Origin of the sequence: Bradyrhizobium semiaridum, assembly GCF_020329505.1 — a bacterium.
Taxonomy (GTDB): Bacteria; Pseudomonadota; Alphaproteobacteria; order Rhizobiales; family Xanthobacteraceae; genus Bradyrhizobium; species Bradyrhizobium semiaridum.
In genome coordinates this window covers 143085-164345 of the sequence record NZ_JAGKJJ010000010.1, presented here as the reverse complement: position 1 = coordinate 164345, position 21261 = coordinate 143085, and the positions used below count along the sequence as shown (strand labels likewise).

The 21261-nt window shown below is 66.1% G+C and carries 22 protein-coding genes; 13 read left to right on the top strand and 9 right to left on the bottom strand.

Going from position 1 to position 21261, the window contains the following annotated elements; all coding sequences use genetic code 11:
* Window positions 1-17 precede the first annotated feature (17 nt).
* The 3 genes from msrB (at window position 18) to J6500_RS14785 (ending at window position 1374) form a co-directional block, all read left to right on the top strand.
* Window positions 18-431, top strand: a complete 414-nt coding sequence (gene msrB / locus J6500_RS14795) for a peptide-methionine (R)-S-oxide reductase MsrB (RefSeq protein ID WP_225713434.1) — start codon at window positions 18-20, stop codon at window positions 429-431.
* Window positions 432-694: 263 nt separating this feature from the next.
* A complete protein-coding gene (locus J6500_RS14790; protein ID WP_225713433.1) occupies window positions 695-859 on the top strand; it encodes a DUF3309 family protein in 165 nt (54 codons plus the stop codon).
* Window positions 860-1083: 224 nt separating this feature from the next.
* A complete protein-coding gene (locus tag J6500_RS14785) occupies window positions 1084-1374 on the top strand; it encodes a hypothetical protein (protein WP_016844322.1) in 291 nt (96 codons plus the stop codon).
* Between the two features lie 79 nt (window positions 1375-1453).
* Here the strand turns inward: J6500_RS14785 and J6500_RS14780 are convergent, their stop codons facing one another.
* From J6500_RS14780 to J6500_RS14765, 4 genes are all read right to left on the bottom strand, one after another.
* Window positions 1454-1990, bottom strand: a complete 537-nt coding sequence (locus tag J6500_RS14780) for a DUF4112 domain-containing protein (RefSeq protein ID WP_225713432.1) — start codon at window positions 1988-1990, stop codon at window positions 1454-1456.
* A 241-nt stretch (window positions 1991-2231) separates the two neighbouring features.
* Window positions 2232-2669, bottom strand: a complete 438-nt coding sequence (locus tag J6500_RS14775) for a DUF5413 family protein (protein ID WP_225713431.1) — start codon at window positions 2667-2669, stop codon at window positions 2232-2234.
* Window positions 2670-2848: 179 nt separating this feature from the next.
* Complete coding sequence (locus J6500_RS14770; protein WP_225713430.1) at window positions 2849-4396, bottom strand: hypothetical protein; 1548 nt, start codon at window positions 4394-4396, stop codon at window positions 2849-2851.
* A gap of 35 nt (window positions 4397-4431) precedes the next feature.
* A complete protein-coding gene (locus J6500_RS14765; RefSeq protein WP_225713429.1) occupies window positions 4432-5724 on the bottom strand; it encodes an adenylosuccinate synthase in 1293 nt (430 codons plus the stop codon).
* A 405-nt stretch (window positions 5725-6129) separates the two neighbouring features.
* On the opposite strand from J6500_RS14765, the gene ybaK reads away from it, so the two are divergent.
* Window positions 6130-6612 carry a Cys-tRNA(Pro) deacylase gene (gene ybaK / locus J6500_RS14760; protein ID WP_225713428.1) on the top strand — a complete coding sequence of 161 codons (483 nt, stop codon included), beginning with the start codon at window positions 6130-6132 and terminating at the stop codon, window positions 6610-6612.
* 18 nt (window positions 6613-6630) lie between these two features.
* Here ybaK and J6500_RS14755 read toward each other — a convergent pair whose 3' ends face one another.
* The 3 genes from J6500_RS14755 to J6500_RS14745 are packed head-to-tail and all read right to left on the bottom strand — an operon-like array spanning window position 6631 to window position 8859.
* Window positions 6631-6849, bottom strand: coding sequence for a hypothetical protein (locus tag J6500_RS14755; protein WP_225713427.1), 219 nt, complete (start codon window positions 6847-6849; stop codon window positions 6631-6633).
* 38 nt (window positions 6850-6887) lie between these two features.
* Entirely contained in the window at window positions 6888-8243 is a 1356-nt protein-coding gene (locus tag J6500_RS14750; protein ID WP_225713426.1) for a cytochrome P450, read from the bottom strand.
* On the bottom strand, window positions 8182-8859 hold the full coding sequence (locus J6500_RS14745; protein ID WP_225713425.1) for an acyl-homoserine-lactone synthase: 678 nt from the start codon (window positions 8857-8859) through the stop codon (window positions 8182-8184). The genes J6500_RS14750 and J6500_RS14745 overlap by 62 nt, the downstream gene beginning before the upstream one ends.
* Window positions 8860-8941: 82 nt before the next feature.
* Here J6500_RS14745 and J6500_RS14740 point away from each other — a divergent pair, with 82 nt between their 5' ends.
* The 5 genes from J6500_RS14740 to J6500_RS14720 all read left to right on the top strand — a co-directional run bounded on the left by J6500_RS14740 (window position 8942) and on the right by J6500_RS14720 (window position 13704).
* Window positions 8942-9715, top strand: coding sequence for an autoinducer binding domain-containing protein (locus tag J6500_RS14740; RefSeq protein ID WP_225713424.1), 774 nt, complete (start codon window positions 8942-8944; stop codon window positions 9713-9715).
* Between the two features lie 164 nt (window positions 9716-9879).
* Complete coding sequence (locus J6500_RS14735) at window positions 9880-10275, top strand: hypothetical protein (protein WP_225713423.1); 396 nt, start codon at window positions 9880-9882, stop codon at window positions 10273-10275.
* 179 nt (window positions 10276-10454) lie between these two features.
* The gene (locus tag J6500_RS14730) at window positions 10455-11384 is read left to right on the top strand and encodes a DMT family transporter (RefSeq protein WP_225713422.1); all 930 of its coding nucleotides are present in this window, start codon (window positions 10455-10457) and stop codon (window positions 11382-11384) included.
* A 248-nt stretch (window positions 11385-11632) separates the two neighbouring features.
* Window positions 11633-12442, top strand: coding sequence for an MlaD family protein (locus tag J6500_RS14725; RefSeq protein ID WP_225713421.1), 810 nt, complete (start codon window positions 11633-11635; stop codon window positions 12440-12442).
* A gap of 44 nt (window positions 12443-12486) precedes the next feature.
* Window positions 12487-13704, top strand: a complete 1218-nt coding sequence (locus J6500_RS14720) for an alpha-hydroxy acid oxidase (protein ID WP_225713420.1) — start codon at window positions 12487-12489, stop codon at window positions 13702-13704.
* Between the two features lie 344 nt (window positions 13705-14048).
* On the opposite strand, the gene J6500_RS14715 is transcribed toward J6500_RS14720, so the two are convergent.
* Entirely contained in the window at window positions 14049-14450 is a 402-nt protein-coding gene (locus tag J6500_RS14715; RefSeq protein WP_225713489.1) for a DUF1330 domain-containing protein, read from the bottom strand.
* A 136-nt stretch (window positions 14451-14586) separates the two neighbouring features.
* Between J6500_RS14715 and J6500_RS14710 the strand changes: the two genes are divergently transcribed.
* The 3 genes from J6500_RS14710 (at window position 14587) to J6500_RS14700 (ending at window position 18074) form a co-directional block, all read left to right on the top strand.
* On the top strand, window positions 14587-15432 hold the full coding sequence (locus J6500_RS14710) for an HD domain-containing protein (RefSeq protein WP_225713419.1): 846 nt from the start codon (window positions 14587-14589) through the stop codon (window positions 15430-15432).
* Between the two features lie 319 nt (window positions 15433-15751).
* The gene (locus tag J6500_RS14705) at window positions 15752-16717 is read left to right on the top strand and encodes a DMT family transporter (protein WP_225713418.1); all 966 of its coding nucleotides are present in this window, start codon (window positions 15752-15754) and stop codon (window positions 16715-16717) included.
* Between the two features lie 379 nt (window positions 16718-17096).
* The gene (locus tag J6500_RS14700) at window positions 17097-18074 is read left to right on the top strand and encodes a Bug family tripartite tricarboxylate transporter substrate binding protein (protein ID WP_225713417.1); all 978 of its coding nucleotides are present in this window, start codon (window positions 17097-17099) and stop codon (window positions 18072-18074) included.
* 167 nt (window positions 18075-18241) lie between these two features.
* Here J6500_RS14700 and J6500_RS14695 read toward each other — a convergent pair whose 3' ends face one another.
* Window positions 18242-19927 (bottom strand): methyl-accepting chemotaxis protein, encoded by a 1686-nt coding sequence (locus J6500_RS14695; protein WP_225713416.1) that lies wholly within the window; start codon window positions 19925-19927, stop codon window positions 18242-18244.
* A 259-nt stretch (window positions 19928-20186) separates the two neighbouring features.
* On the opposite strand from J6500_RS14695, the gene J6500_RS14690 reads away from it, so the two are divergent.
* Window positions 20187-21230 carry a C-terminal binding protein gene (locus J6500_RS14690; protein ID WP_225713415.1) on the top strand — a complete coding sequence of 348 codons (1044 nt, stop codon included), beginning with the start codon at window positions 20187-20189 and terminating at the stop codon, window positions 21228-21230.
* The last annotated feature ends 31 nt before the right edge of the window (window positions 21231-21261 follow it).

Below are 21261 nucleotides of genomic sequence, written 5' to 3'. Positions count from 1 at the left end.
AACCGAGAGGAGTTTCCATGTCCGACACCAAGACCGACGGCAAGGTCCGCAAGAGCGAGGCCGAGTGGCGCAAGGAATTGACGCCGATGCAGTATGCAGTACTGCGGGAAAAGGCGACCGAGCGGCCCTTCACCGGCGAATACGAGCATGATCTGCGCAAGGGCACCTATGTCTGCGCCGGCTGCGGCCAGACGCTGTTCGAGTCCGACCAGAAGTTCGACTCCGGCTGCGGCTGGCCGAGCTTCTCGAAACCCGCGGTCGAGAGCCACATCGACGAGGAGCAGGACTATACTCACGGCATGATCCGCACCGAGGTGCTGTGCTCGAAATGCGACGGCCATCTCGGCCACGTCTTCAACGACGGTCCCGGCCCGACCGGCCTGCGCTACTGCATCAACTCGGCGGCGCTGAAGCTGCACGAGAAGAAATAAGGCCCTGTACACCAGCCGTCATGCGCAAGGTCGGCCTGATCGCCGGCGAGTAGCTGCGGGTCGAGCCCTGTGCGACGGCGCTGAAGGTGCTGCCGATCGACGAAGGCAAGAAGTGACGCGAAGGAGGCGTCGCTCCTGGGGCGGATTGTCCCGGAGCGACGCCGAAACCGATCGGCAAATGACGCGAAATGTGCTTTGCTCTGCTCGAGCGGGGCCCGACGGCGTCTCGCCAAGCGGCTGCCGCCCGTTCCGAGGAGGGCGCCATGACGCTTGGAGTAATCCTCATCATCCTGCTGCTGATCATCCTGCTGGGCGGCTATAGCGGCCGGCTCGGCGGTTATGGCTACGGTCTCGGCCACTCCGGAATGGGCCTTTTCGGGGTAATTTTGATCGTGGTTGCCATCCTGGCCTGGCTCGATAAGCTGTAACGGCCATAACGCATTGATATATAATAACTTTATAGATCGTTTCGGGCGCTATGCGTGGATTCAGCATGTGCCCTGCCGGGCCGCTTCTGGGGTCGCATTTCTGTCAAATGAGCCTATATTAGGGGTCGAAATGACGTGTACGGCGCGCTGCCGAGTGCAGGAGGCGCCGTCCCCAAAAATCCCTTACGCCGCGCTAGCGCCAAAAAGAGAAGAGGTCGTCGACCATGCGTCCTTTGCGTCCGTTCAACTACAATACGTCCGCCGAACTGTTCCCCGCCGCGATCCGCAAGAAGAAGCGGGCGGGCTTCGCCTATCGCCGTTTCGGCACCGCGGCTGAAGCCGTGCAGTTCGCGATGGAGCAGTTGCCGGCTGACTCGCTGAACGGCGCCTATCTGCAGGTCGAGGAAGCGCGTTTCGACCAGAACGGCATCCGCTCGCTGTATGAGAGCGAAGCCTTCCCGTTGCCGCGCCGTCCGCGCCCGGCCGCGAGCCAGACCGACGCCGACGCCGCGTAAGCCCTCACCTCTCGTTCTGACGAAAATGCCCCCGGCACGGCCGGGGGCTTTTGTTTTTGCGCGCGCGCCGAACGATCCGCTACAGCCGCGGCTGGCGCTCGAGCCAGCGCCGCAACAGCCGCACGTTGCGGATGTTGGCGCGGAACATGACGTCGAAGGCGTCGCCCGCGACCGGCACCAGGCCGACCACGCCGTCCAACGCGACGTTGCCGAGCATCCGCGCGGTGATGTGCCAGGGCGCGCCGAGCAGGCGGGCCTCACGGACCAGCCACAGCGAGATCGCGGTCGTGATGATGTCGCCGACCACAGGGATCAGGCCGATCAGCCCGTCGATGCCGTAGCGCACATTGGTGCCCGGCACGATGAAGGCGACGTCGAGCAGCTTTGCGATCGCCTCCAGTCGCGCCAGCCGCTGCTCGCGCGTCAGATTGCCGAACGGATTGGCGGTGGAGTTGCGGAAGTCGAACTGAAACGCCTCGAACTGCGGATGCCGCGCAGGATCAGGCAGCTCCCGCCCGTCCTGGTCGATGACCTTGCCGCGCGCCTGCACCCCGCCGAACGGCGGCCGCGATCGGTTGCGATGGGGCGTGAAGATGTCGTCCTCGGGCATGGCCATCACATGGTAACGCCGGCAGGGGGTTCAAGTTGCGTCACATTACCTCTCCGCAATGTCGTCCCGGCGGGGGCCGGGACCCATAGCCACAGAGTCAAATTGTCCTAGCGTTTTGCGGCCGCAGCGTTGCGCATCATGATCGGCGGTGGTTATGGGTCCCGGCCTTCGCCGGGACGACAAAGCTGAAGCTGCACGGGGGTGCGCAGCGTGCCCACCTAGGCCTTCGTGCGCGCGTTCACGGAAATCAACGCTGCGCCGAGGCCGGCGTCGCCGGCTCGTACAGCTCCTCGGCATATTTATGCGCCAGCCACGACGTGATCACGCCCGGGATAAAGCCGACCAGCCCGTAGAGGATGAACTGCACCGCGCCGCTTTCCGAGCCGTGCGAGGCGTAGGTCAGCGCCGCACCGATGAACGCCACCACGCCGACCATCAGCATCCGCGCCACCGGCGGGATGCGCCGCACATGCATGAGGATGTCGTCGACCGCCGCGAACATCAGCGACGGCACGAGGCCGAACAGATAATTGTACTGCAGCGACTTCACGAACACGACGAACAGCTTCGTCACCTCGCCGCTATTGGTTTCGGTCCAGTAGCCGGACTGATAGGTGGTCGCGAGCAACAGCAGGAAGCCGCCGATGAACGGCCCGATGGCTGCGAAGATGACGTAGCGTTTCATGGCGCACCCTTGCCCGACATGAGCCAAGTTTAGCGCAGACTCGAGACGGTTCTAGGGAAATTCGGAGGGACGCGTCGTGTTCCTCGGTGGCCATGCCCCGCTTCAAGCGGGGCATCCAGTACGCCGCGGCTCATCAATAAATGTCAGGGCAACGACAGGGAAAGGCGAGATCGCGTGCCCTACTCCCCCCACGCCGCGAACGCTTCGTTGAAGGCGCGTTCGCCGGGGGCGCCCTTTTCAATCGCGATGATGGCGCGGCGCTGGTTGGTGTAGACCAGCGGGACGTCGAACCAGGAGCGCTCCTTGAGGAGCTGCAGGTTGCGCGAGCGGTCGAGGTCGACGTTGGAGAGGCCGACCAGGAAGAAGCCGTCGGTGACCTTGACGGCGAGGCCCGAGAGCGGCGTGCCGCGGGCCTGCTCGTTCGACTTCATCAAGATGCCCGGCACGTTGCCGACGCCGCCATTGGCGAAATCCTGCGGCAGGATGAAGGTCAGCTCCGCGGTATGGCTCGCCGGCAGCGAGGTGTCGGTGTTGCGGCGGAACGACATCGTCATCTTGAACTTGCGGTCGGGGATGTCGATGTCGGCGCGCACCGCGATGTCGGGCTTCTGGTTGCCCGATGCCTTGACCTGCTCGGTGCGCCACACCACCGAGCCGACATACTGCTTGCCCTTCGGATCGGACGGATCCTCGTCATAGAGCACCACGCGCTGGGCGACCGGCGCGACCACCTCGCCCGAGCCCGGCTGGCCGACCCGGTCGGCGATCTTCTTGCTGGCCGGCGCGCCGGCATCCTTCGGCGCCTCGACGACGGCCGGCGCCGACGGCTTCATCAGGCTGCTGACGAAGGTCATGACCTGCTGGCGCATCAGGATGCCGGTGCCGACCAGGATCAGCAGGATGCCGACCGCGATCGCGGTCTTGAACGGGAACATCGAGCCGACGCGCGGCTTCTTCGGCTCGCGCTCGGCATTGCTGACGCGGGAGCGCTGCGGGGTCTGCGGCGGCTGCGGCGCGTAGCGCTCGGCCTCCTCGATCGCCTCGTCGTAGGAATATTGCGCGTCGGGATCGGCGCCGCGGTTTTCCAGATTCGGCTCGAGCCGGTCGAACTCCGGCGAGGGCGAGGGCACGTTGGCGTAGGTCTTGCGCGCGTTACGGCTGGCCTGCGCCGCGGCGCGGCCGAGGTCGTCGGCATCGGCGGTGATGTCGCGGAAGCCGCGCACGCCCGGCGAGGCCGGCGGGGCGCCTTCGGCTCCGCGGCGCGGCGCACCGGGACGCGGCGCGTCGGCAGACGGGACCGGCGGAGCCTGCGGCCGCGAGGGCGGCGTCGGCGGCGGTGCGTCAAGGCGCAGATTGCGCGGCGGGCGGGGTTCGGCAGGGCTGCGCGGACGGGCCGGCGCGGCCTCGGCGGCTGCACTGTCCGGCGGACGGGGATTGCTGCGGCGGAAGCCATCGCCGCCACGGGCCGGGGCACCACCAGCGCCGCCGCCGGGACGGGCGGCATCGCGGGCGCGCTGGGCGGCCTCGGACTCGACCTTGCGGACCGCCTCTTCCAGCGACAGCCGCTCGCGGGTGATCTCGGATTCGGAGAGCGGCGGCTGCACGCCGCGAAGCTGCTGGATCAGCGCAGTCCGCGCCCGCGCGTACAGCGCGCGACGGGCTTCGCCGGGAGCGTTGGGGTCCAATCCGGCGATGGCGCGGGCGATCAGCGGGTAGTAGTCAGCCATTTCCACACAATTGGTGGGATATAGGTAATATCCCGTTAAGCCTCGAACGGATTCTGTACCAGAATAGTATCCTCACGTTCCGGGCTGGTGGATAGCAGGGCGATCGGACACCCCACCAGCTCCTCGACCCGGCGGACATATTTGATGGCCTGGGCCGGCAGGTCGGCCCAGGACCGGGCATTCGCAGTCGGCTGCTTCCAGCCCTCGATGGTCTCGTAGATCGGCTCGACCCGGGCCTGCGCCCCCTCGCCGGCCGGGAGGTGGTCGATCTCCTTGCCGTCGAGCCTGTAGCCGGTGCAGACCTCGATGCTATCGAACCCGTCCAGAATATCGAGCTTGGTCAGCGCCAGCCCGGCAATCCCGCTGGTCCGGACGGTTTGTCGCACCAGCACGGCATCGAACCAGCCACAGCGCCGCTTGCGCCCGGTGTTGACGCCGAATTCCTTGCCACGGCGGCCGATCTCCTCGCCGATCTCGTTGTTCAGCTCGGTCGGGAACGGGCCTTGGCCGACCCGGGTGGTGTAGGCCTTGCAGATGCCGAGCACATAGCCGACGGCGCCCGGACCCAGGCCGGTGCCGGTCGCGGCCTGCGCCGCCACCGTGTTCGACGAGGTCACATAGGGATAAGTTCCGTGATCGACGTCGAGCAGCGCACCCTGCGCGCCCTCGAACAGGATGCGCTTGCCCTCGCGGCGCTTGAGGTCGAGCAGCCGCCACACCGTCTCGGCATAGGGCAAGAGCTTCGGCGCCATCGCCGACAGTTCGGCGAGAATCGCCTTGCCGTCGATCTCCGGCAAATTGAGGCCGCGGCGCAGCGCGTTGTGGTGCGCCAGCAGGCGGTCGATCTTGTGCGGCAGCGTGTCGAGGTCGGCGAGATCCATCAGGCGGATGGCTCTCCGGCCGGCCTTGTCCTCATAGGCCGGACCGATGCCGCGGCGAGTGGTGCCGATCGAGGTGATGGCATTTGACGATTCGCGCAACGCGTCGAGCTCTCGATGCAGCGGCAGGATCAGCGTGACGTTCTCGGCAATGCGCAGATTGTCGGGCCCGACCGCGACGCCCTGCCCCTTCAGCTTGGTGACCTCCTCGAGGAAGGCCTGGGGATCGAACACCACGCCGTTGCCGATCACCGCAAGCTTGTTGGGACGCAGCACGCCGGACGGCAGCAGCGCCAGCTTGTAGGTCTCGCCATTGATCACGAGCGTATGGCCGGCATTGTGGCCGCCCTGGAAGCGCACGACGATGTCGGCCTGCTCCGACAACCAGTCGACGATCTTGCCCTTCCCCTCGTCGCCCCACTGGGCGCCGACGACGACAACATTGGCCATTTCGAAGCTGTTCCCTTCAGGTGTTCTTCAGACCATGATCGCGGCGAAAACGCGTCCGCCCGCCGTCCGATCATGCGCTTATGCCCAGCCAGACGCAGGCTCAAGACACGGGCTTGGCCGCGCGCACGCAAGGCGCCTACCGGATAAAGGAAGCGGCCCGGCTGCGCAAGCAAGAAGGCCGCTCTTTAAGCCTTTTGGGTAGGCTACAACTCCTTGATATCCCCTGAAAATTCCGGAACACGCAGGCCCGGCCCAGCCTGGCGGGAATTTAATGTTGGAGCAGCCTTCGCGGCTGCTTTGGCGGCCCGCGGGTGACCATATGGATCATTGATCGCAGCCCGGATTACGGCGATCATGCCGCTTTCATCAAATCAGTTCGACCGATTCATTAAATCAGTTTGGTCCATGCCCAATTCCACACCTGCCACCATGGTGCTGCGCCGGCTCGGCATCGCCTTCAGGCTCCACACCTATGTCTACGATTCGTCCGCCGAAAGCATCGCCCTGCAGGCCGCCGAGGCGCTTGGCGTCGAGCCGAACCGGATGCTGAAGACGTTGATGGCCGAGCTCGACGGCAAGCCGGTGTGCGCCGTGGTGCCGGCCAACAGCGAAGTCAGCATGAAGAAGCTCGCGGCGGCACTCGGCGGCAAGTCGGCGAAGATGATGCGCCCGGCCGACGCCGAGCGGCTGACCGGCTACCATGTCGGCGGCATCAGCCCGTTCGGCCAGAAGAAGCGGGTGCCGACCGTGATCGACGAGGGCGCGCTCACCCATGCCACGGTGTTCGTCAACGGCGGCCAGCGCGGCTTGCAGATCGAAATCGATCCCAACGACGCCGCCCTCGCCGCAGGCGCCACCATGAAGGCGCTGACTGCGGCGCGGGATTGATGCGGCGAGCGCGCCGCGTCAGTGCGGCGCCTTGTGGCCCGAGAGCCCGGTGCCGATGAAGTCGGACAGGCCGGACAATTCCTCTTCCGAGATGTCGTTGACGTTGAGGCGCAGCTGCATGATCGCAAGGTCAAGCAGATGGCCGGCGAACGCCGCACCGGCCGCCATCACGATGCCGCGCTGCTCCGTGAGCACAGCAATGACATCGCGCAGGCGACGCAGCTGCACTTCGTCCATATTGTCTTGCACGGGACTGACTAATTTCAAATGTGTTGTCATTGGGCAACCGATTGCAGGGTTGAGAGGGGTGGTGCGTTGACCGGCAGCAGATACGGCACCTCGTCGCCAAGATGCATTCTGGGGCTGCGCACCTGCCGGACTTCGATGCCGATCGTCATTGGCGGCGGAATTAGCGTCACAGACGCCTTCGGCCACGGCGCCGGATTGGGGCTGACGCCGGTGAAGCGATAGGCGGCCGCGATCTCGAGCGCGAGCAGCTGCAGCTCGAGCATCGCCACCCCCATGCCGGCGCAGGCGCGCGGCCCGGCGCCGAACGGGACGTAGGCGTCGGTGGTGTAGCGCCGCGTCATCAGGAAGCGGTCCGGATCGGCGAAATGGCGCGGATCGCGCTGCAACTGCCACGGGCAGATCAGCAGTGAGGTGCCGACCTTGAGGTCGCGCCCGGCGATGGTCACCGGCTGCATCACCTCGCGGGAGAACCACCAGGCGCCGGGATAGAGCCGGCAGACCTCCTTGACCAGCGTCGCGCTGACGTCGGCGCGCCGCACCGCGTCGGGACGCAACTCGCCGCTGTCATCGAGGCAGCGATCCGCCTCGTCGGCGACCGCCTCCATCAGCTCCGGATCGGTCGCCATGTGGTACAGTACCCAGGCCGCGGTGGTGCCCGTGGTGTGGTGGCCGGCGAGCAGCAGCGTCAGGATCTCGTCGTGCAGGTCCTGGTCGGAGAGGCCGAGGACCTCGAAGTCCTTCAGCGCGCTGGTCGCCCGGGCCCGCTCGCGCAGCCGCTCGACCACGGTCGACATCGCCAGCTTGGCGAACTTGCGCCGCTGCTTGCGGCGGTGCCATCCGATCGGGCCGACCGGCAGCACGCGGAACATGTCGTCGGCCAGATCGTCCTCGATCATATTGACCGCCTGCACCAGCGCCTCCTCGTCGCCGGCGGAGATCACCTGGGTGCCGAACACGGCGATGCAGATGGTGCGCAGCGCCAGCGCCGCCGTGAACGCATGCGGATCGAACTCGCCCATGCGCGCGAGCTTGGCGCCGACGGCGCGGATCTCGGCGCACATCTGCGGCATGTAGCGCTCGACGCTGCCCTTGGCCATGTGCTTGTGCAGCACCGCGCGGCGCCGCTTGTGCTCGTCACCATGCAGCATCAGCGAGCTGCGGCCGAACACCGGGGTCAGCTTCTTGATCAGCCGGCCCTTGCCGATCTCGGTCTCCGGCGCTTTCAGGATCGGCCGGATCAGATCGGGATCGGTGACCAGGAAGACCGGCGCGGGCCCGAGATGCAGCGGCTCCAGCCCGAGCGGCGCGGCATTGCCGCGGTCAAGCAGGAACCGGAGCGGATCGTGCCGAAACGCGCGAACGTCCGAGAACATATGAGGCATCGTGGATCTCCAGTTGCCGTCCAAGGTCGAGGAATTTGGTCAGGCCGGGATTTTCGGCGAGGTCGAGCGGGATCTCGCCGGCGAGCGCGGTGAGCGGGCGGCCGAAACGGTCGCGGCCGATCACCTGGGGCGGGCCGTAGCGGCGGGTGCGGATGCCCATGCGGGCGAGGAAGCGCTCGTAGGTGAGGTCGGCCATCGCCACTAGGGCCTCGGCGCCGCGCAATTCGGCGAAGCGGAACATCAGCGCGTAGTTCAGCCTGGCGACATGAGCGCCGGCGGCCTGCGAGATCACGCCGAAGCGGCTGATCTCCCAGGCGTCGGGGTCGCTGGGAAAGCGCCCGGTGGCCAACTGCGGAAACACCGACTTGGTGAGATAGGGATGGTCGGTGCGGATCGCCCTGAAGCCGCCGACCAGTTCGGGACCGGAGAACAGCAGGCAATGTTCGGTGTACCAGCTGTCGAACTCGTCGCGTTCGACATCGCCGGTCGTCTGCAGCAGCCAGCCGCACTGGTCGACGAACAGTCGCTTGCGCAAGCGGAGCAGCGCCTGAACACGAACCGGATCGTGCGCCTCGGTCGTGATGAGGGCATGGTACCTGTCCGACGGGTGCGACATTTCCCTCTGCCTCCAAAATACGGGAACATCTGGAACGGAAGGGCTCACCTGTGATACCCCCGAAAACCGGGGGTTTTAGTCGATGGGTCTCGAAGACGCGATTTCGGCCATTGAGGCGTCCGACTCGATCGACGAGTTGCGCTCGTCATTGCACCGTATTGTCCAGGACTACGGCTTCTCCGGTTTTACCTTCATCGACGCCGGACGCCCCGAGCTCGATGTGCCCTACTACACTGGCACGCACCCGCCGGCGTGGGAGCGCGCCTATCTGCAATATGACTTCGTCCATAGCGATCCGGCGCTGGCGCGGGTGCGGCGGACCAACAAGCCGTTTCACTGGGGCAGCCTGAAGCTGCCGGAGCGGCAGGGCCACAAGCGTCCGCCGGAGGTGAAGATGATGGACGCCGCGCGCGACCACGGCTTTCGCGAAGGCCTCGTGGTGCCGTTCCATTATCGCGACCGGCTCGGCGCCGTGCATTCGAGCTCGACGGTGTTCTTCTGGGAAGACGATCCGCGCGCTTTCGACAAGCTCCTGATCTGCCACCGGCATGAGCTGCATCTGCTCATGATCTACTGGGTGCAGCGGGCGATGGACATCGTCAGCCGCGACCAGCGCAATGCGCCGACCATCCTCAAGCCCGCCGACGCCGCCGAGACGATCAAGCTGACCGGCCGCGAGAAAGAGGTGATGGCCTGGGCGGCCCGCGGCAAGACAGTGGCCGACACCGCGCAGATCCTCGGCATTTCGCCGGAGACGGTGGAGGGCTTCATCAAGCAGGCGCTGCGCAAGCTCAATGCGTCCAACAAGACTCACGGGGTGGCGAAAAGCATCGCGCTCGGGATCATCGATCTCTGAGCCGCGCGGGGTCCTTCCGGGACGATGCCGGCCGCAATGCATGCCGCGGTGGATATCAGGTTGGATTTGTTCCGTTCGTCGCCCCTTGATTGCATTCAACCACGATCTTGGTCATAAGTGCGGACTGGACGACTCACATGCGATGGAGATCGCCTGAACGCGTCATGAACACTTCGCAGGACGATATCGAGCAATTGGTGCAGGCGCGATGGCGCGCGATCGGGCTGTCGCAATCCGACCTCGCCGAAGTACTGTGCGCTGCATCCGTGCCGGACAGCAACGGCCTCGACGACACCACGAAGGTCGATGCCCGGCGCCTTGCGATCGTCGCCGACATGCTGGGGCTGGTCACCGGCATCGTCAGTCCTCAGGGCGCCACTGCGCAGACCGCCGGCCGGCCGCGCGGCGGTTCGCCCGCGGCGCAATCGCTGCAGTCGCTGCTCGAACTGCGGATGCTGCGCGTGTTCCGTGAAGTGCAGGATCCCGCCACCAAGCGCGTCCTGATCGAGCTCGCCGAGCAGATCGTCAAGCGCCAGACCACGCGATCCGACGCCGGCTAGCCCTCCGCGTCCTGCACGGACGTAGGCGTGAAAGGGGCCTTCATGCATGGTCGCGATGCATCCGGCGACGTTGCTGGCGCGGCAAAATGCGTGTCTGTGACAGGGGCCGGGCAATTCACACCGGCCTGGCGCTGGCCCGCCGGGCGGGCCGCGGCGTCATGAACCCGGGCCCTGTTCGAATGTCTGCTTCCGAATCCGCCACCACGCCTGCGTCCACCTCCTGGATCGCCAACCAGCCCTACGTGCTGCTGTGCATCACCGCGATGTGCTGGGCCGGCAACGCGATCGTCGGCCGGCTCGCCGCCGGCCACATTCCGCCGGTGACGCTGTCGTTCCTGCGCTGGACCGCGGCATTCCTGATCATCCTGCCGTTCGCCTGGAAGCACCTCGCGCGCGACTGGACCGCGATCCGGAAGCATCTCGGCATTATGGTGCTGATGTCGATCACCGGCATCTCCGCCTTCAACACGCTGCAATACTGGGCGCTCGAGCACACCATGGCGCTGAACACGATGCTGCTGCAATCGGCGGCGCCGCTGGTGGTCGCGCTGTGGTCGCTGATCCTGCTCGGCGCCCGGCTGACGCTGGCGCAGCTGCTCGGCGTGCTGCTCTCGCTGTGCGGCGTGCTGGTGATCCTGCTGCACGGCGATCTCACCACGCTGTCGAAGATCGAGTTCAACAGGGGCGATCTGATCTTCGTCGTCGCCTTGGTGATCTTCGCGCTGTACTCGGTGCTGACCTTGAAGCGGCCGAACATCCACGGCCTGTCGGTGGCCGCCTTCACGTTCGGCTGCGGCGCCCTGTTCCTGATCCCGTTCTTCGTCTGGGAGCTGTCGGCGCGTCCGGTGATGGAGATCACCACCAACAATCTGCTGTCGCTGTTCTACGTCGCCGTGTTCCCCTCGACGCTGGCCTATCTCTGCTTCAACCGCGGTGTGCAGCTGATCGGTGCCAACCGCGCCGCGCCGTTCTTCCACATGGTTCCGGTGTTCGGAACGGTGATGTCGATCGTGTTCATCGGCGAACATCCGCAAGCCTTTCATTTCATCGGCTTTGCCCTGGTGCTGGCCGGCGTGTTCGCGGCGTCGCGGAAGCAGAGCGCGGCGTGATCTCTCCACTCCCCCTCCCGGCTCTTGGCGGGGGCGAGACGAGCGAAGCTCGCTCTTGGAGGGTTGGGGTGAGGGGCTCTCTCCGCTTAAACGGTCGCAGATGGACTCGCGGAGACTCCCCCTCACCCGGATCGCATTTCATGCGATCCGGCCTCTCCCCGCAGGCGGGGAGAGGCGAAGAAGGGCGCGGTGACTATCTCGGCTAAATCGGCTATTTCTTACCTGCTTCGCGAACAGTTCCGGATCCGATGGCGCGCGCCAGCAATGTGATGATCGGCACCCTGACGCTGGCCCTGATCGCCGGCGCGCTGGGCGGCTGGCTCGGCTATCAGCGCTATGCCGGCATCAAGCGGCTGGTGCCGTTTCGCGTCGTGTTCGAGGGCTCGGCCTCGGGGCTGCGCCGCGGCGCTAGCGTCAATTTCGCCGGTGTGCGCATCGGCGAGGTGGTCTCGATCCGGCTCGACCGCCACCGCGTGGTGGCGATGACGCGGATCGAGCGCGACGCGCCGATCAAAAAGGACACCCAGGTCGGCCTGGAATTCCAGGGCCTCACCGGGATCGCCGCGATCTCCTTCACCGGCGGCACCGACGACGCGCCGGAGGCGCCCGCCGGCGCCGACGGCATTCCCGAGTTGACCGCCGATCCGGAAGGCACGATGGGCGTCCAGGAGAAGCTGCGCGTCGCGCTGCGCAACGTCGACCGCGTCATCGTCGAGAATGAGACCGAGGTGAAGGACACGCTGCGGGGCTTCGAGAACTTCACCAACTCGCTGTCCGGCAGCGGCGAATTGATCGCCGGCTTCGTCGACGCCGCCGAGGCCGGCGTCAGTGCGGCCGACGACAAGATGGTGTCAGCCGACAAGTTCCTGAAAACCCTCGGCAGCGACAAATATGGCGGCGAGCTGCTGCCCACTGTGATCTCGCTGCGCGAGCTGATCCAGAGCTTCGACAAGAAGTCCGGCGTGTTCATCGCCGAGACCCGCCGGACGCTCAGCGACGTCAGCCAGTCCGTCAACAGCTTCAACGCCAGAATTGTCGGGCCCGGCGGCAGGCGCTAGTCTGGCTGCCCAACCAAGAACCAAGAACAACGGAAACGCCTGCCGTGCACGACCGGACCGCCGTAGCTTCCCCGCCTCCCGCCACCGTCACCCGCGCCACCGATGCCGTCCCCCGGCGCTTGCAGCGCTACCTCACGCTCGACGATTTCGAGCCGCAGGCGCGGCGGCTGCTGCCGAAATTCCTCTACGGCTACATCTCCGGCGGCGCCGAGACCGACACGGCGCGGGCGGACAATCTGAGGGCGTTCCAGGACTACGGCTTCGTGCCGCGCGTGCTCAAGGACGTCTCCGGGCGCGACCAGACCACGACGCTGTTCGGCAAGAGCTACGCCTCGCCGTTCGGCATTCCGCCGATGGGCTCCTCCGCGCTGTGCGCCTATCGCGGCGACATCGTGCTGACGCGGGCCGCAGCCGCCGCCGAAATTCCGATGATCCTGTCGGCCTCCTCGCTGATCACGCTGGAGGACGTCCGCGCCAACAATCCGCAAGCCTGGTACCAGGCCTATCTCGCCGGCATCGATGCGCGCATCGAACCGCTGGTCGATCGCGTCGCGGCCGCCGGCTACGATACCTTCGTCGTCACCGCCGACGTGCCGGTGCCGCCGAACCGCGAGAACAACATCCGCAACGGTTTTCAGGTGCCGCTCGCGATCACGCCGCGCGTGTTCTGGGACACCATCACCCATCCCGACTGGCTGCTCAACACCTGGCTACGCACCGTGTTCAACCACGGCATGCCGCATTTCGAGAACATGGACGCCAAGCAGGGCCCGCCGGTGCTGTCGAAGAACCTGATGCGCAACATCGGCAGCCGCGACCAATTGGCCTGGAAGCATGTCGAACTGATCCGCAAGCGCTGGAAGGGCAAGCTCGTGGTCAAGGGCCTGATCTCGCCGGAGGACGCGCGGCTGGCGCGCGAGCACGGCTGCGACGGCGTGATGGTCTCCAACCATGGCGGCCGCCAGCTCGACTACACCTTCTCCGGCCTGCGCACGCTGCCGGAGATCGCGGCGCAGAAGGGCAGCATGACCGTGATGCTGGACGGCGGCATCCGCCGCGGCACCGACGTGATCAAGGCGCTGGCGCTCGGCGCCGACTTCGTCTGGGTCGGCCGCCCGTTCCTCTATGCCGCCGTGGTCGCGGGCGAAGCCGGCGTCGCCCGCGCGATCTCGCTGCTGCACGCCGAGATCGACCGCGACCTCGCCCTGCTCGGCATCCGCAGCCTGAAAGAGATCACCCCGGACCTGGTGCGCAAGTTCTGAGCTCAGGCGTAGCGGTGCAACATATCCAGCGTCGTCCCGGCGAAGGCCCTCATCTAGCCGATCTTGCTTAAGGCTGGACGGGAGGTGGGAGGGCTCTCTCCCCCCTTGCGGGGGAGAGTTGGAGAGAGGGGTAAGCCACAAACACTGTCCGCGCGGCTTACCCCTCTCCCTAACCCTTCCCCGCAAGGAGGGAGGGAACCCATCCGTTGGTGCCTTCCTGACTTGTAAGCCGTCGCACCAGATATGTGCATGCCCTCGGGCCTTCGCCGGGACGACACTGAATGCTTGGCGCCGCTGGTGGGCCTTACATTGAGCGCCCCCCAAGGCTGGCAGCCACCCACCTCTTACCCCACCTTGAACTTGCTATACGCCTCGCGCGTCGCGATGATCACGTGGGCCTCGCAGCCGTTGGTGCGGTGCGGGTCGCAGCGGGTCTCGTAGTCGGCCGAGGTCATCATGTCGATGAAGGCGGCGACGCTCGGATAGTAGACCAGTGCGATGTAGTCCCATTGGCGGCCAGCCGGCTCGCCGAGCGCCACCGCTTCGGCGCGGCCGGTCCACAGCAGCGTGCCGCCGCGCGCCTTGATCATCGGCACCGTGAGCGCGCTGTAGCGCAGATAGGCGTCCCAGCCCGACCCGTCGCCGTCGAGCGACCGCGCCCGAAAGCGCATCAAATTGACCATCACCACCGGCGCCGCGCGATCCAGCTCGCTCAGCCCTTTGACGTTCAAGAGATCGACGCCCATCATCTGCTCCTGCCAAGACCGGACTAGGCTCACCGGACCGCGTCCGGCCGCAAAGATTATGTCATATGCCGCCGCTACCCTGAAACGGCATGCGGGCCGCGAACTCACATGCCACCGCGATCTCGGAGGTCAAGCCATGATGACCCTTCCCGAACTGGCGGCCGACGCGCTCGGCAAGTTTCTCGGCGAGTACATGCAGCGCAGGTTCGGCAGCGCGCAGACCGAGCTGGTCGAGATGGTGCCCTCGATCGCGCGGATCGCGATCGAATGCATCGGCAACAGCGACGCGCTGTATCACAATGTCGAGCACACCATGCTGGTCACCTTGGCCGGCCACGACATCCTGCGCGGCCGCGCGCTGCATTCGCACATGACCGCGCAAGACTATGCGCATGTCATCATCGCCTGCCTCACCCACGATATCGGCTATGTACGCGGACTGTTCGATGCCGACGGCAAGGACGGCTATCTGATCGACGAGAGCGGACGCAAGGTCACGCTGCCGCGCGGCGCCTCCGACGCGGCGCTGCTGCCCCATCACGTCGACCGCTCCAAGATGTTCGTGATGGAGCGCATCAAGGGCATCGCCCAGCTCGACAAGAGCCGGATCGCCAGCGCCATCGAGGGCACGCGCCTGCCGCTGTGCGCAACGGATCAGACCGCGGACCTGAGCGAGGAAGCGACCGTGCTGCGCGCCGCCGACCTGATCGGCCAGCTCGGCGATCCCAACTACATCCGCAAGGCCAACGCGCTGTATCTCGAATTCGAGGAAGCCGGGCTGAACCGCGAGCTCGGCTACGATTCGCCGGCCGACCTCGTCCATCGCTACCCGCAGTTCTACTGGGACCGCGTCGCGCCGCAGGTGCAGCGCGCGATCCGCCACCTCAACATCACCTCGAGCGGGCGACAGTGGATCGCCAACCTCTACGGCAACGTGTTCCGCGCCGAGCGCGACATCTCGCTGTCCGGCCCGCAGACGTAGGCGGAGTGCGCGCCAGCAGTTTTTCGACCTGTCCCCGTCATCCTGAGGTGCTCGCGCCAGCGAGCCTCGAAGGGTGCACGGCCCGGCTCTATCCGCGGCTGCATCGGGGCCGCGCATCCTTCGAGGCTCGCACCTCAGGATAAGGGTGATAGAATTGTGGCGAGCTACCTCCCAACGCCGTCGTCCTGGCTTTCGCCAGGACGACGCTGACTGTTTGACACTGAATATTCGGCGCCGCTCGCGAACGTTCCCACGCATGGCACCAATCCGCTCTTTCGTCTTGTCGCGGCGGTAGTTTCAGGCACATCATTGCCTAACAATGTCCGATCGCCGCGCTTCGGCCGCACCCGCCGCTCCGACTACACGCTCGCCGTTCCGCTGGCTCAACAACCAGCCCTATCTGCTGCTCAGCCTGACCTCGCTGTTCTGGGCCGCCAACATCGTGCTGGCGCGGCATGTCGGCAGCCATGTGCCGCCGGTGACGCTGACCACGATCCGCTGGTTCGGCGTGTTCCTGATCCTGCTGCCGTTCGCCTGGCCGCATCTGCGGCAGGATTGGCTGAAGCTGCGCAGCGCGCTGCCGTTGATGCTGTTGCTGTCGCTGGTCGGCTTCGCGTTCAACAACGCGATCTCCTACTGGGCCATGCAGTACACCGAGGCGCTGAACGCGCTGCTGATCCAGTCGGCGGGACCGCTGTTCGTCGCGCTGTGGTCGCTGGTGCTGTTCGGCGTACGGCTGACGCCGGCGCAGCTCGCCGGCATCGCGATCTCGCTGGCCGGCGTGCTGACGATCATCCTGCGCGGCGATTTTTCCGCGCTCGCCAATATCCGGCTGAACCGGGGCGACATCATGTTCGGCGCGTCGCTGGTCTCGTTCGGCCTCTATTCGGCGCTGATCCCGCGGCGGCCGAAGATCCATCAGCTCTCGCTGATCTCGTTCACCACCTGCTGCGGCGCGGTGATGCTGCTGCCGTTCGCGATCTGGGAATTCTGCGCCGGCGCGACGCTGAAGTTCGACCTGCTGACGGCGGCCACGCTGGCCTACACGCTGATCTTCCCGTCGACGCTGGCCTATCTGTTCTTCAACCGCGGTGTCGCGCTGATCGGCCCTAACCGCGCCGCGCCGTTCTTCCACCTCGTGCCGGTGTTTGGCTCGGCGATGGCGATCCTGCTGCTCGGCGAGACGCTCGCCGCATTCCATCTGATCGGCTACGCGCTGGTGCTCGCCGGCGTCATCATCGCCTCGCGGCAGGGATCGGCCAAAGGCTCGGCGAAGCCCGGCTAACCCACCTTTCGCATACCGGCGGCGTTGCGCGGCGAATGCGGCTTTGCCGCCGCGTCGCCGGCGATGAAGTCGATGAACTTCCGCACCTGGGCTGGTCGCTCCGCCCCCAAAAGGTGAGTGGCACTGGCGCGATTTCGGAATATTGGAAGTATGACACTGAGTTGCCCGACATGTCAAGTTGAATGTCGGACAGTTGAATGTCGAATGCCGGCGCCGCCGGCTCCTTTGCATGGGGTTGTTTTTCGGTATTTGTGGCAGCGCGACCCCCGGAAGCGGCCATGCGGCGAAAGGCTGCTCCCGGGACGGCTTCCGCGGCCATGGCGGCCGGGCTAGCTTCGGCCGCCATGCGCCTGTTCAGGGCGCGCGGGGGGACGACGACATGATCAACGGATTGGGACGATTTTGGTGCCTGGCGGCTGCGGCCGCCACCGCGTTCGCGGCGATATCAGGCGCGGCGCAGGGCCAGAGCTACCCGACCCGCAACATCACGCTGGTGCTGCCGTTCGCCGCCGGCAGCGGCACCGACACCACGACACGGCTGATCTCCAAGGAGCTCGGGGTCGCGCTCGGCGTCGGCATGGTGATCGACAACAAGGCCGGCGCCAACGGCTCGATCGCGGCGAGCTATGTCGCCCGCTCGGCGCCCGACGGCTACACGCTGTTTGTCACCACCAACACGACGCATTCGGCCAATCCCTATCTGCTCAAGACCATGAGCTACGATCCGATCAAGGATTTCACGCCGATCGCGCGCACCGGCGATCTGCCCTTCATGCTGGTGATCCATCCGGACATTCCGGCGAACTCGGTCGCCGAGCTGATCGCGCTGGCCAAGAAGGAGCCGGGCAAATACTCCTATGCCAGCGGCTCGTCGTCGGCGATCGTCTCGGGCGCCACCTTTGCCCGCCTCGCCGGCATCGATCTCTTGCACGTGCCCTACAAGAGCTCGCCGCCGGCGCTCACCGACGTGATCGCCGGCCGCGTCTCGATGATGTTCATCGACGTGCCGACCGGGCTGCCGCATGTCAACGCCAAGGCGCTGAAGGCGCTCGCGGTCACGACCAAGCGGAAGTCGGCGCTGCTGCCGGAGCTGCCGACCATGGACGAGACCGTGCAGGGGTTTGATATCACCTCGTGGCAGGGCTATTTCGGCCCCGCCAACATGCCGAAGGACGTGGTCACCAGACTGAACGCGGAAATCCGCAAGGTAATCGAGCGGCCGGACATCAAGAGCCAGCTCGCCGAGCGCGGCATGGAGGCATTCTCCGGCACCCCCGAGGAGTTCGATGCGTTCCTCAAGGAGCAGCTCGTGCTGTGGGAAAAGCTGATCACTGATGCGGGGATCGAGAAGCAGTAGGCGCCGACGCCGTCATTACGAGGGGGAAGCACATCCGCTTTATCCCGTCACCCTGAGGTGGCCGCTTCTTCAGCGGCCCTCGAAGGGTCGACGGCCCGACTGGTGGCCGTGCATCCTTCGAGGCTCGCCGAAGAGGCTCGCACCTCAGGATGACGGGTTTAACTACGCTACGCCGCGCGCACCTTCTGCAGGAACTCGTCGACCGCCTTGCGCAGCGCGCCGGACTGGGTGTCGAGCTCGCGGGCGTTGGAGAGCACGTCGCTGGCCGCGGTGCCGGTCGCGGCCGCCGCCGAGGTGACGCCGCCGATATGCGCCGAGATCTCGCTCGAGCCGGCCGCGACCTGCTGGATGTTGCGCGCGATTTCGCGCGTCGCATCGCCCTGCTGGTCGATCGCGGTCGAGATCGAGGCGGTGATCTCGCTCATCTGCGCGATGGTCGCGGTGATGCCGCCGATCGAGGTCACGGCCTCGCCGGTGGAGGATTGCATCGCGGCGACCTGCGCCGAGATCTCCTCGGTCGCCTTCGCGGTCTGGTTGGCCAGCGCCTTCACCTCGGAGGCGACCACCGCGAAGCCGCGGCCGGATTCGCCGGCGCGCGCCGCCTCGATGGTAGCGTTGAGCGCCAGAAGGTTGGTCTGCGCGGCGATCGAGTGGATCAGCTTGACCACCTCGCCGATCTTCTCGGCGCCGGTCGAGAGCGCCTGCACGGTCGCATTGGTGCGCTCGGCATCGGCCACCGCCTGGCCGGCGACCTCGCTGGAGCGCGCCACCTGGCGCGCGATCTCGGCAACCGATGAGGAGAGCTCCTCGGCCGCCGCCGCAACGGTCCCGACATTGTTGGAGGCGCTGTCGGACGCCGCGCCGACGGTCGCGGCCCGCGCGCTGGCGTCGCTCGCGGTCGCGGTCATCGATTGCGCGGTGCTCTGCATGCCGGCGGCGGCGGTCGCCACGGTGCGGACGATACCGTTCACGCTGCGCTCGAAGTCGTTGGCGATGTTCTCCATCGCGGCGCGCCGCTCGGCGGTGGCACGGGCCTGGGTCGCGGCCTCAGCCTGTTCGAGGTCACGGATGCGGACGGCGTTGTCCTTGAAGATCTGCACGGTCGACGCCATCGCGCCGACTTCGTCGCCGCGGCCGACGCCCGGGATGTCGCCATCGAGCTTGCCGTCGGCGATTTCGCGCATGCGGGCGCCGAGCAGATTCAGCGGCCGCGAGATGCTTCGGCCGATCAGCCAGGCGACCGAGCCGGAGATGACGCCGATGCCGAGGATCGCAAGGCCGAGCAGCCAGGTGATCGGACGCAGCTTGGCGTCGATGTCGTCGAGATAGGCGCCGGTGCCGAGATACATGTCGAAGCCGGGGACCGCGACAGCATAGCCGAGCTTGCGGATCGGCGTCTCCTGGCCGGGCTTCACATATTCATAGAACAGCAGGATGTCGCTCTTGGCCTTCACGCCGTCCATCAGCTCCTGCGACAGCTTGCGGCCGTTGGTCACGACGTCCATGCGGTTGGTGCCGATCTGCTTCGGATCGGGCGCCATCACCGTGATGCCGTCATAGGACGTGCCGAACAGATAGCCGGCGCCGTTGTCGTAGGTCATGGCGTTGCCGCGCTTGCCGAGCTCGGCCAGCGCCGCCTCCTTGGTCATCTTGCCGGCGTCGACGTCCTTCTTCAGGCTCGCCGCCATGTTCTTCGCCATCTCGACCATTGCCTTGGCCTGGTCAATCCGCGCCTGCACCATCTCCCGCTGCATCAGGTGACCTGCGAGGAAGCCGGCCGCGCACAGGCCGAGCAGAGCGACTCCCACCAGAATGCCGAGCTTCGGCGTGATCTTCAGATTTGACAGTTTCACGGGAATCTCCGGGCGAGGTGGGGAACGCGGCGCGATTGGCGGGATTGATTCGGCTCACGGTAATGTGAGACCCTTTACCCGTTGGTTACGCCGGTTCACCGTAGAAGCCCGGAGAATTGGCCGCTGCACCAACTTGCAATTGTGGAGCCGGCAACGCAGTTCGCGTAGAACCATATGAGGCGGCGGCGCAAGGCCGTCAGCCCAATCAAGAAGCAAACCAGCAAGAAGCAAGAACAAGAGATCGGATCGGGAGCAGGCAATGTCGAAATTCAAGGTGGTGACGCCGAAGGGCGCGAGCTTCACGGTGGCCGGCGGCGGCTACGACTATGAGCGGGAGGCGCTCGACCCGATCGGCGCCGAGATCATCGAGGCCCCGGCCAACGAGGCCGAATTCATCGCCGCGGCGAAGAATGCGGACGCGATCTATGCCAAAGGCATGCCGATCACCAAGGCGGTGATCGACGCGCTGGAGAACTGCAAGGTGATCACGCTCGGCAGCGTCGGCGTCGATTCCGTCGATGTGAAGGCGGCGACCGCCCGCGGCATTCCCGTCACCAACATCCCCGACACCTTCATCGAGGAAGTTGCCGATCACGCGATGATGCTCTTGCTTGCCGGCTTCCGCCGCCTGATCGAGCAGGACAAGATGGTGCGCAGCGGGCGCTGGGCCGAAGGACGGCCGGCGCTCTTGAAGATTCCGCGCCTGATGGGCCAGACGCTCGGCTTCATCTCGTTCGGCCGCGTCGCCCGCGCGGTGGCCAAGCGGGCCGCGCCGTTCGGCCTCAGGATGATGGCCTACGATCCCTTCATCCAGGAAACGCTGATGTATGACCACGGCGTGATTCCCGCGACGCTGTCGGAGGTGCTGTCGCAGTCGGATTTCGTCTCGATGCACGCGCCGGCGCGGCCCGAGGTGCATCACATGCTGACCGAGAAGCATTTCCGCCAGATGAAAAAATCGGCCATCTTCGTCAACACCGGCCGCGGCGCCACGGTCGACGAGGAGGCGCTGATCAAGGCGCTGCAGGAGGGCTGGATCGCGCACGCCGCGCTCGACGTGCTGGAGAAGGAGCCGCCGTCGCACAACAATCCGATGCTCGGGATGGACAATGTTACCTTGACCGCCCACGTCGCCTCGGCCTCGGCACGTTTCGACGAGGCGCGCAAGCGCCGGGTGGGCTACGAATTGTCACTAGTGCTGCAAGGCATGTGGCCGGTAAGCTGCGTCAACCCGTCGGTGCTGCAAAACACCGCGCTGCGCCGCTGGCAGCCTGTCAGCATGGATCGCGGTCCGAACAGCTAAGACGGGGACGCGTTTTCGAGCACGAGCCTGT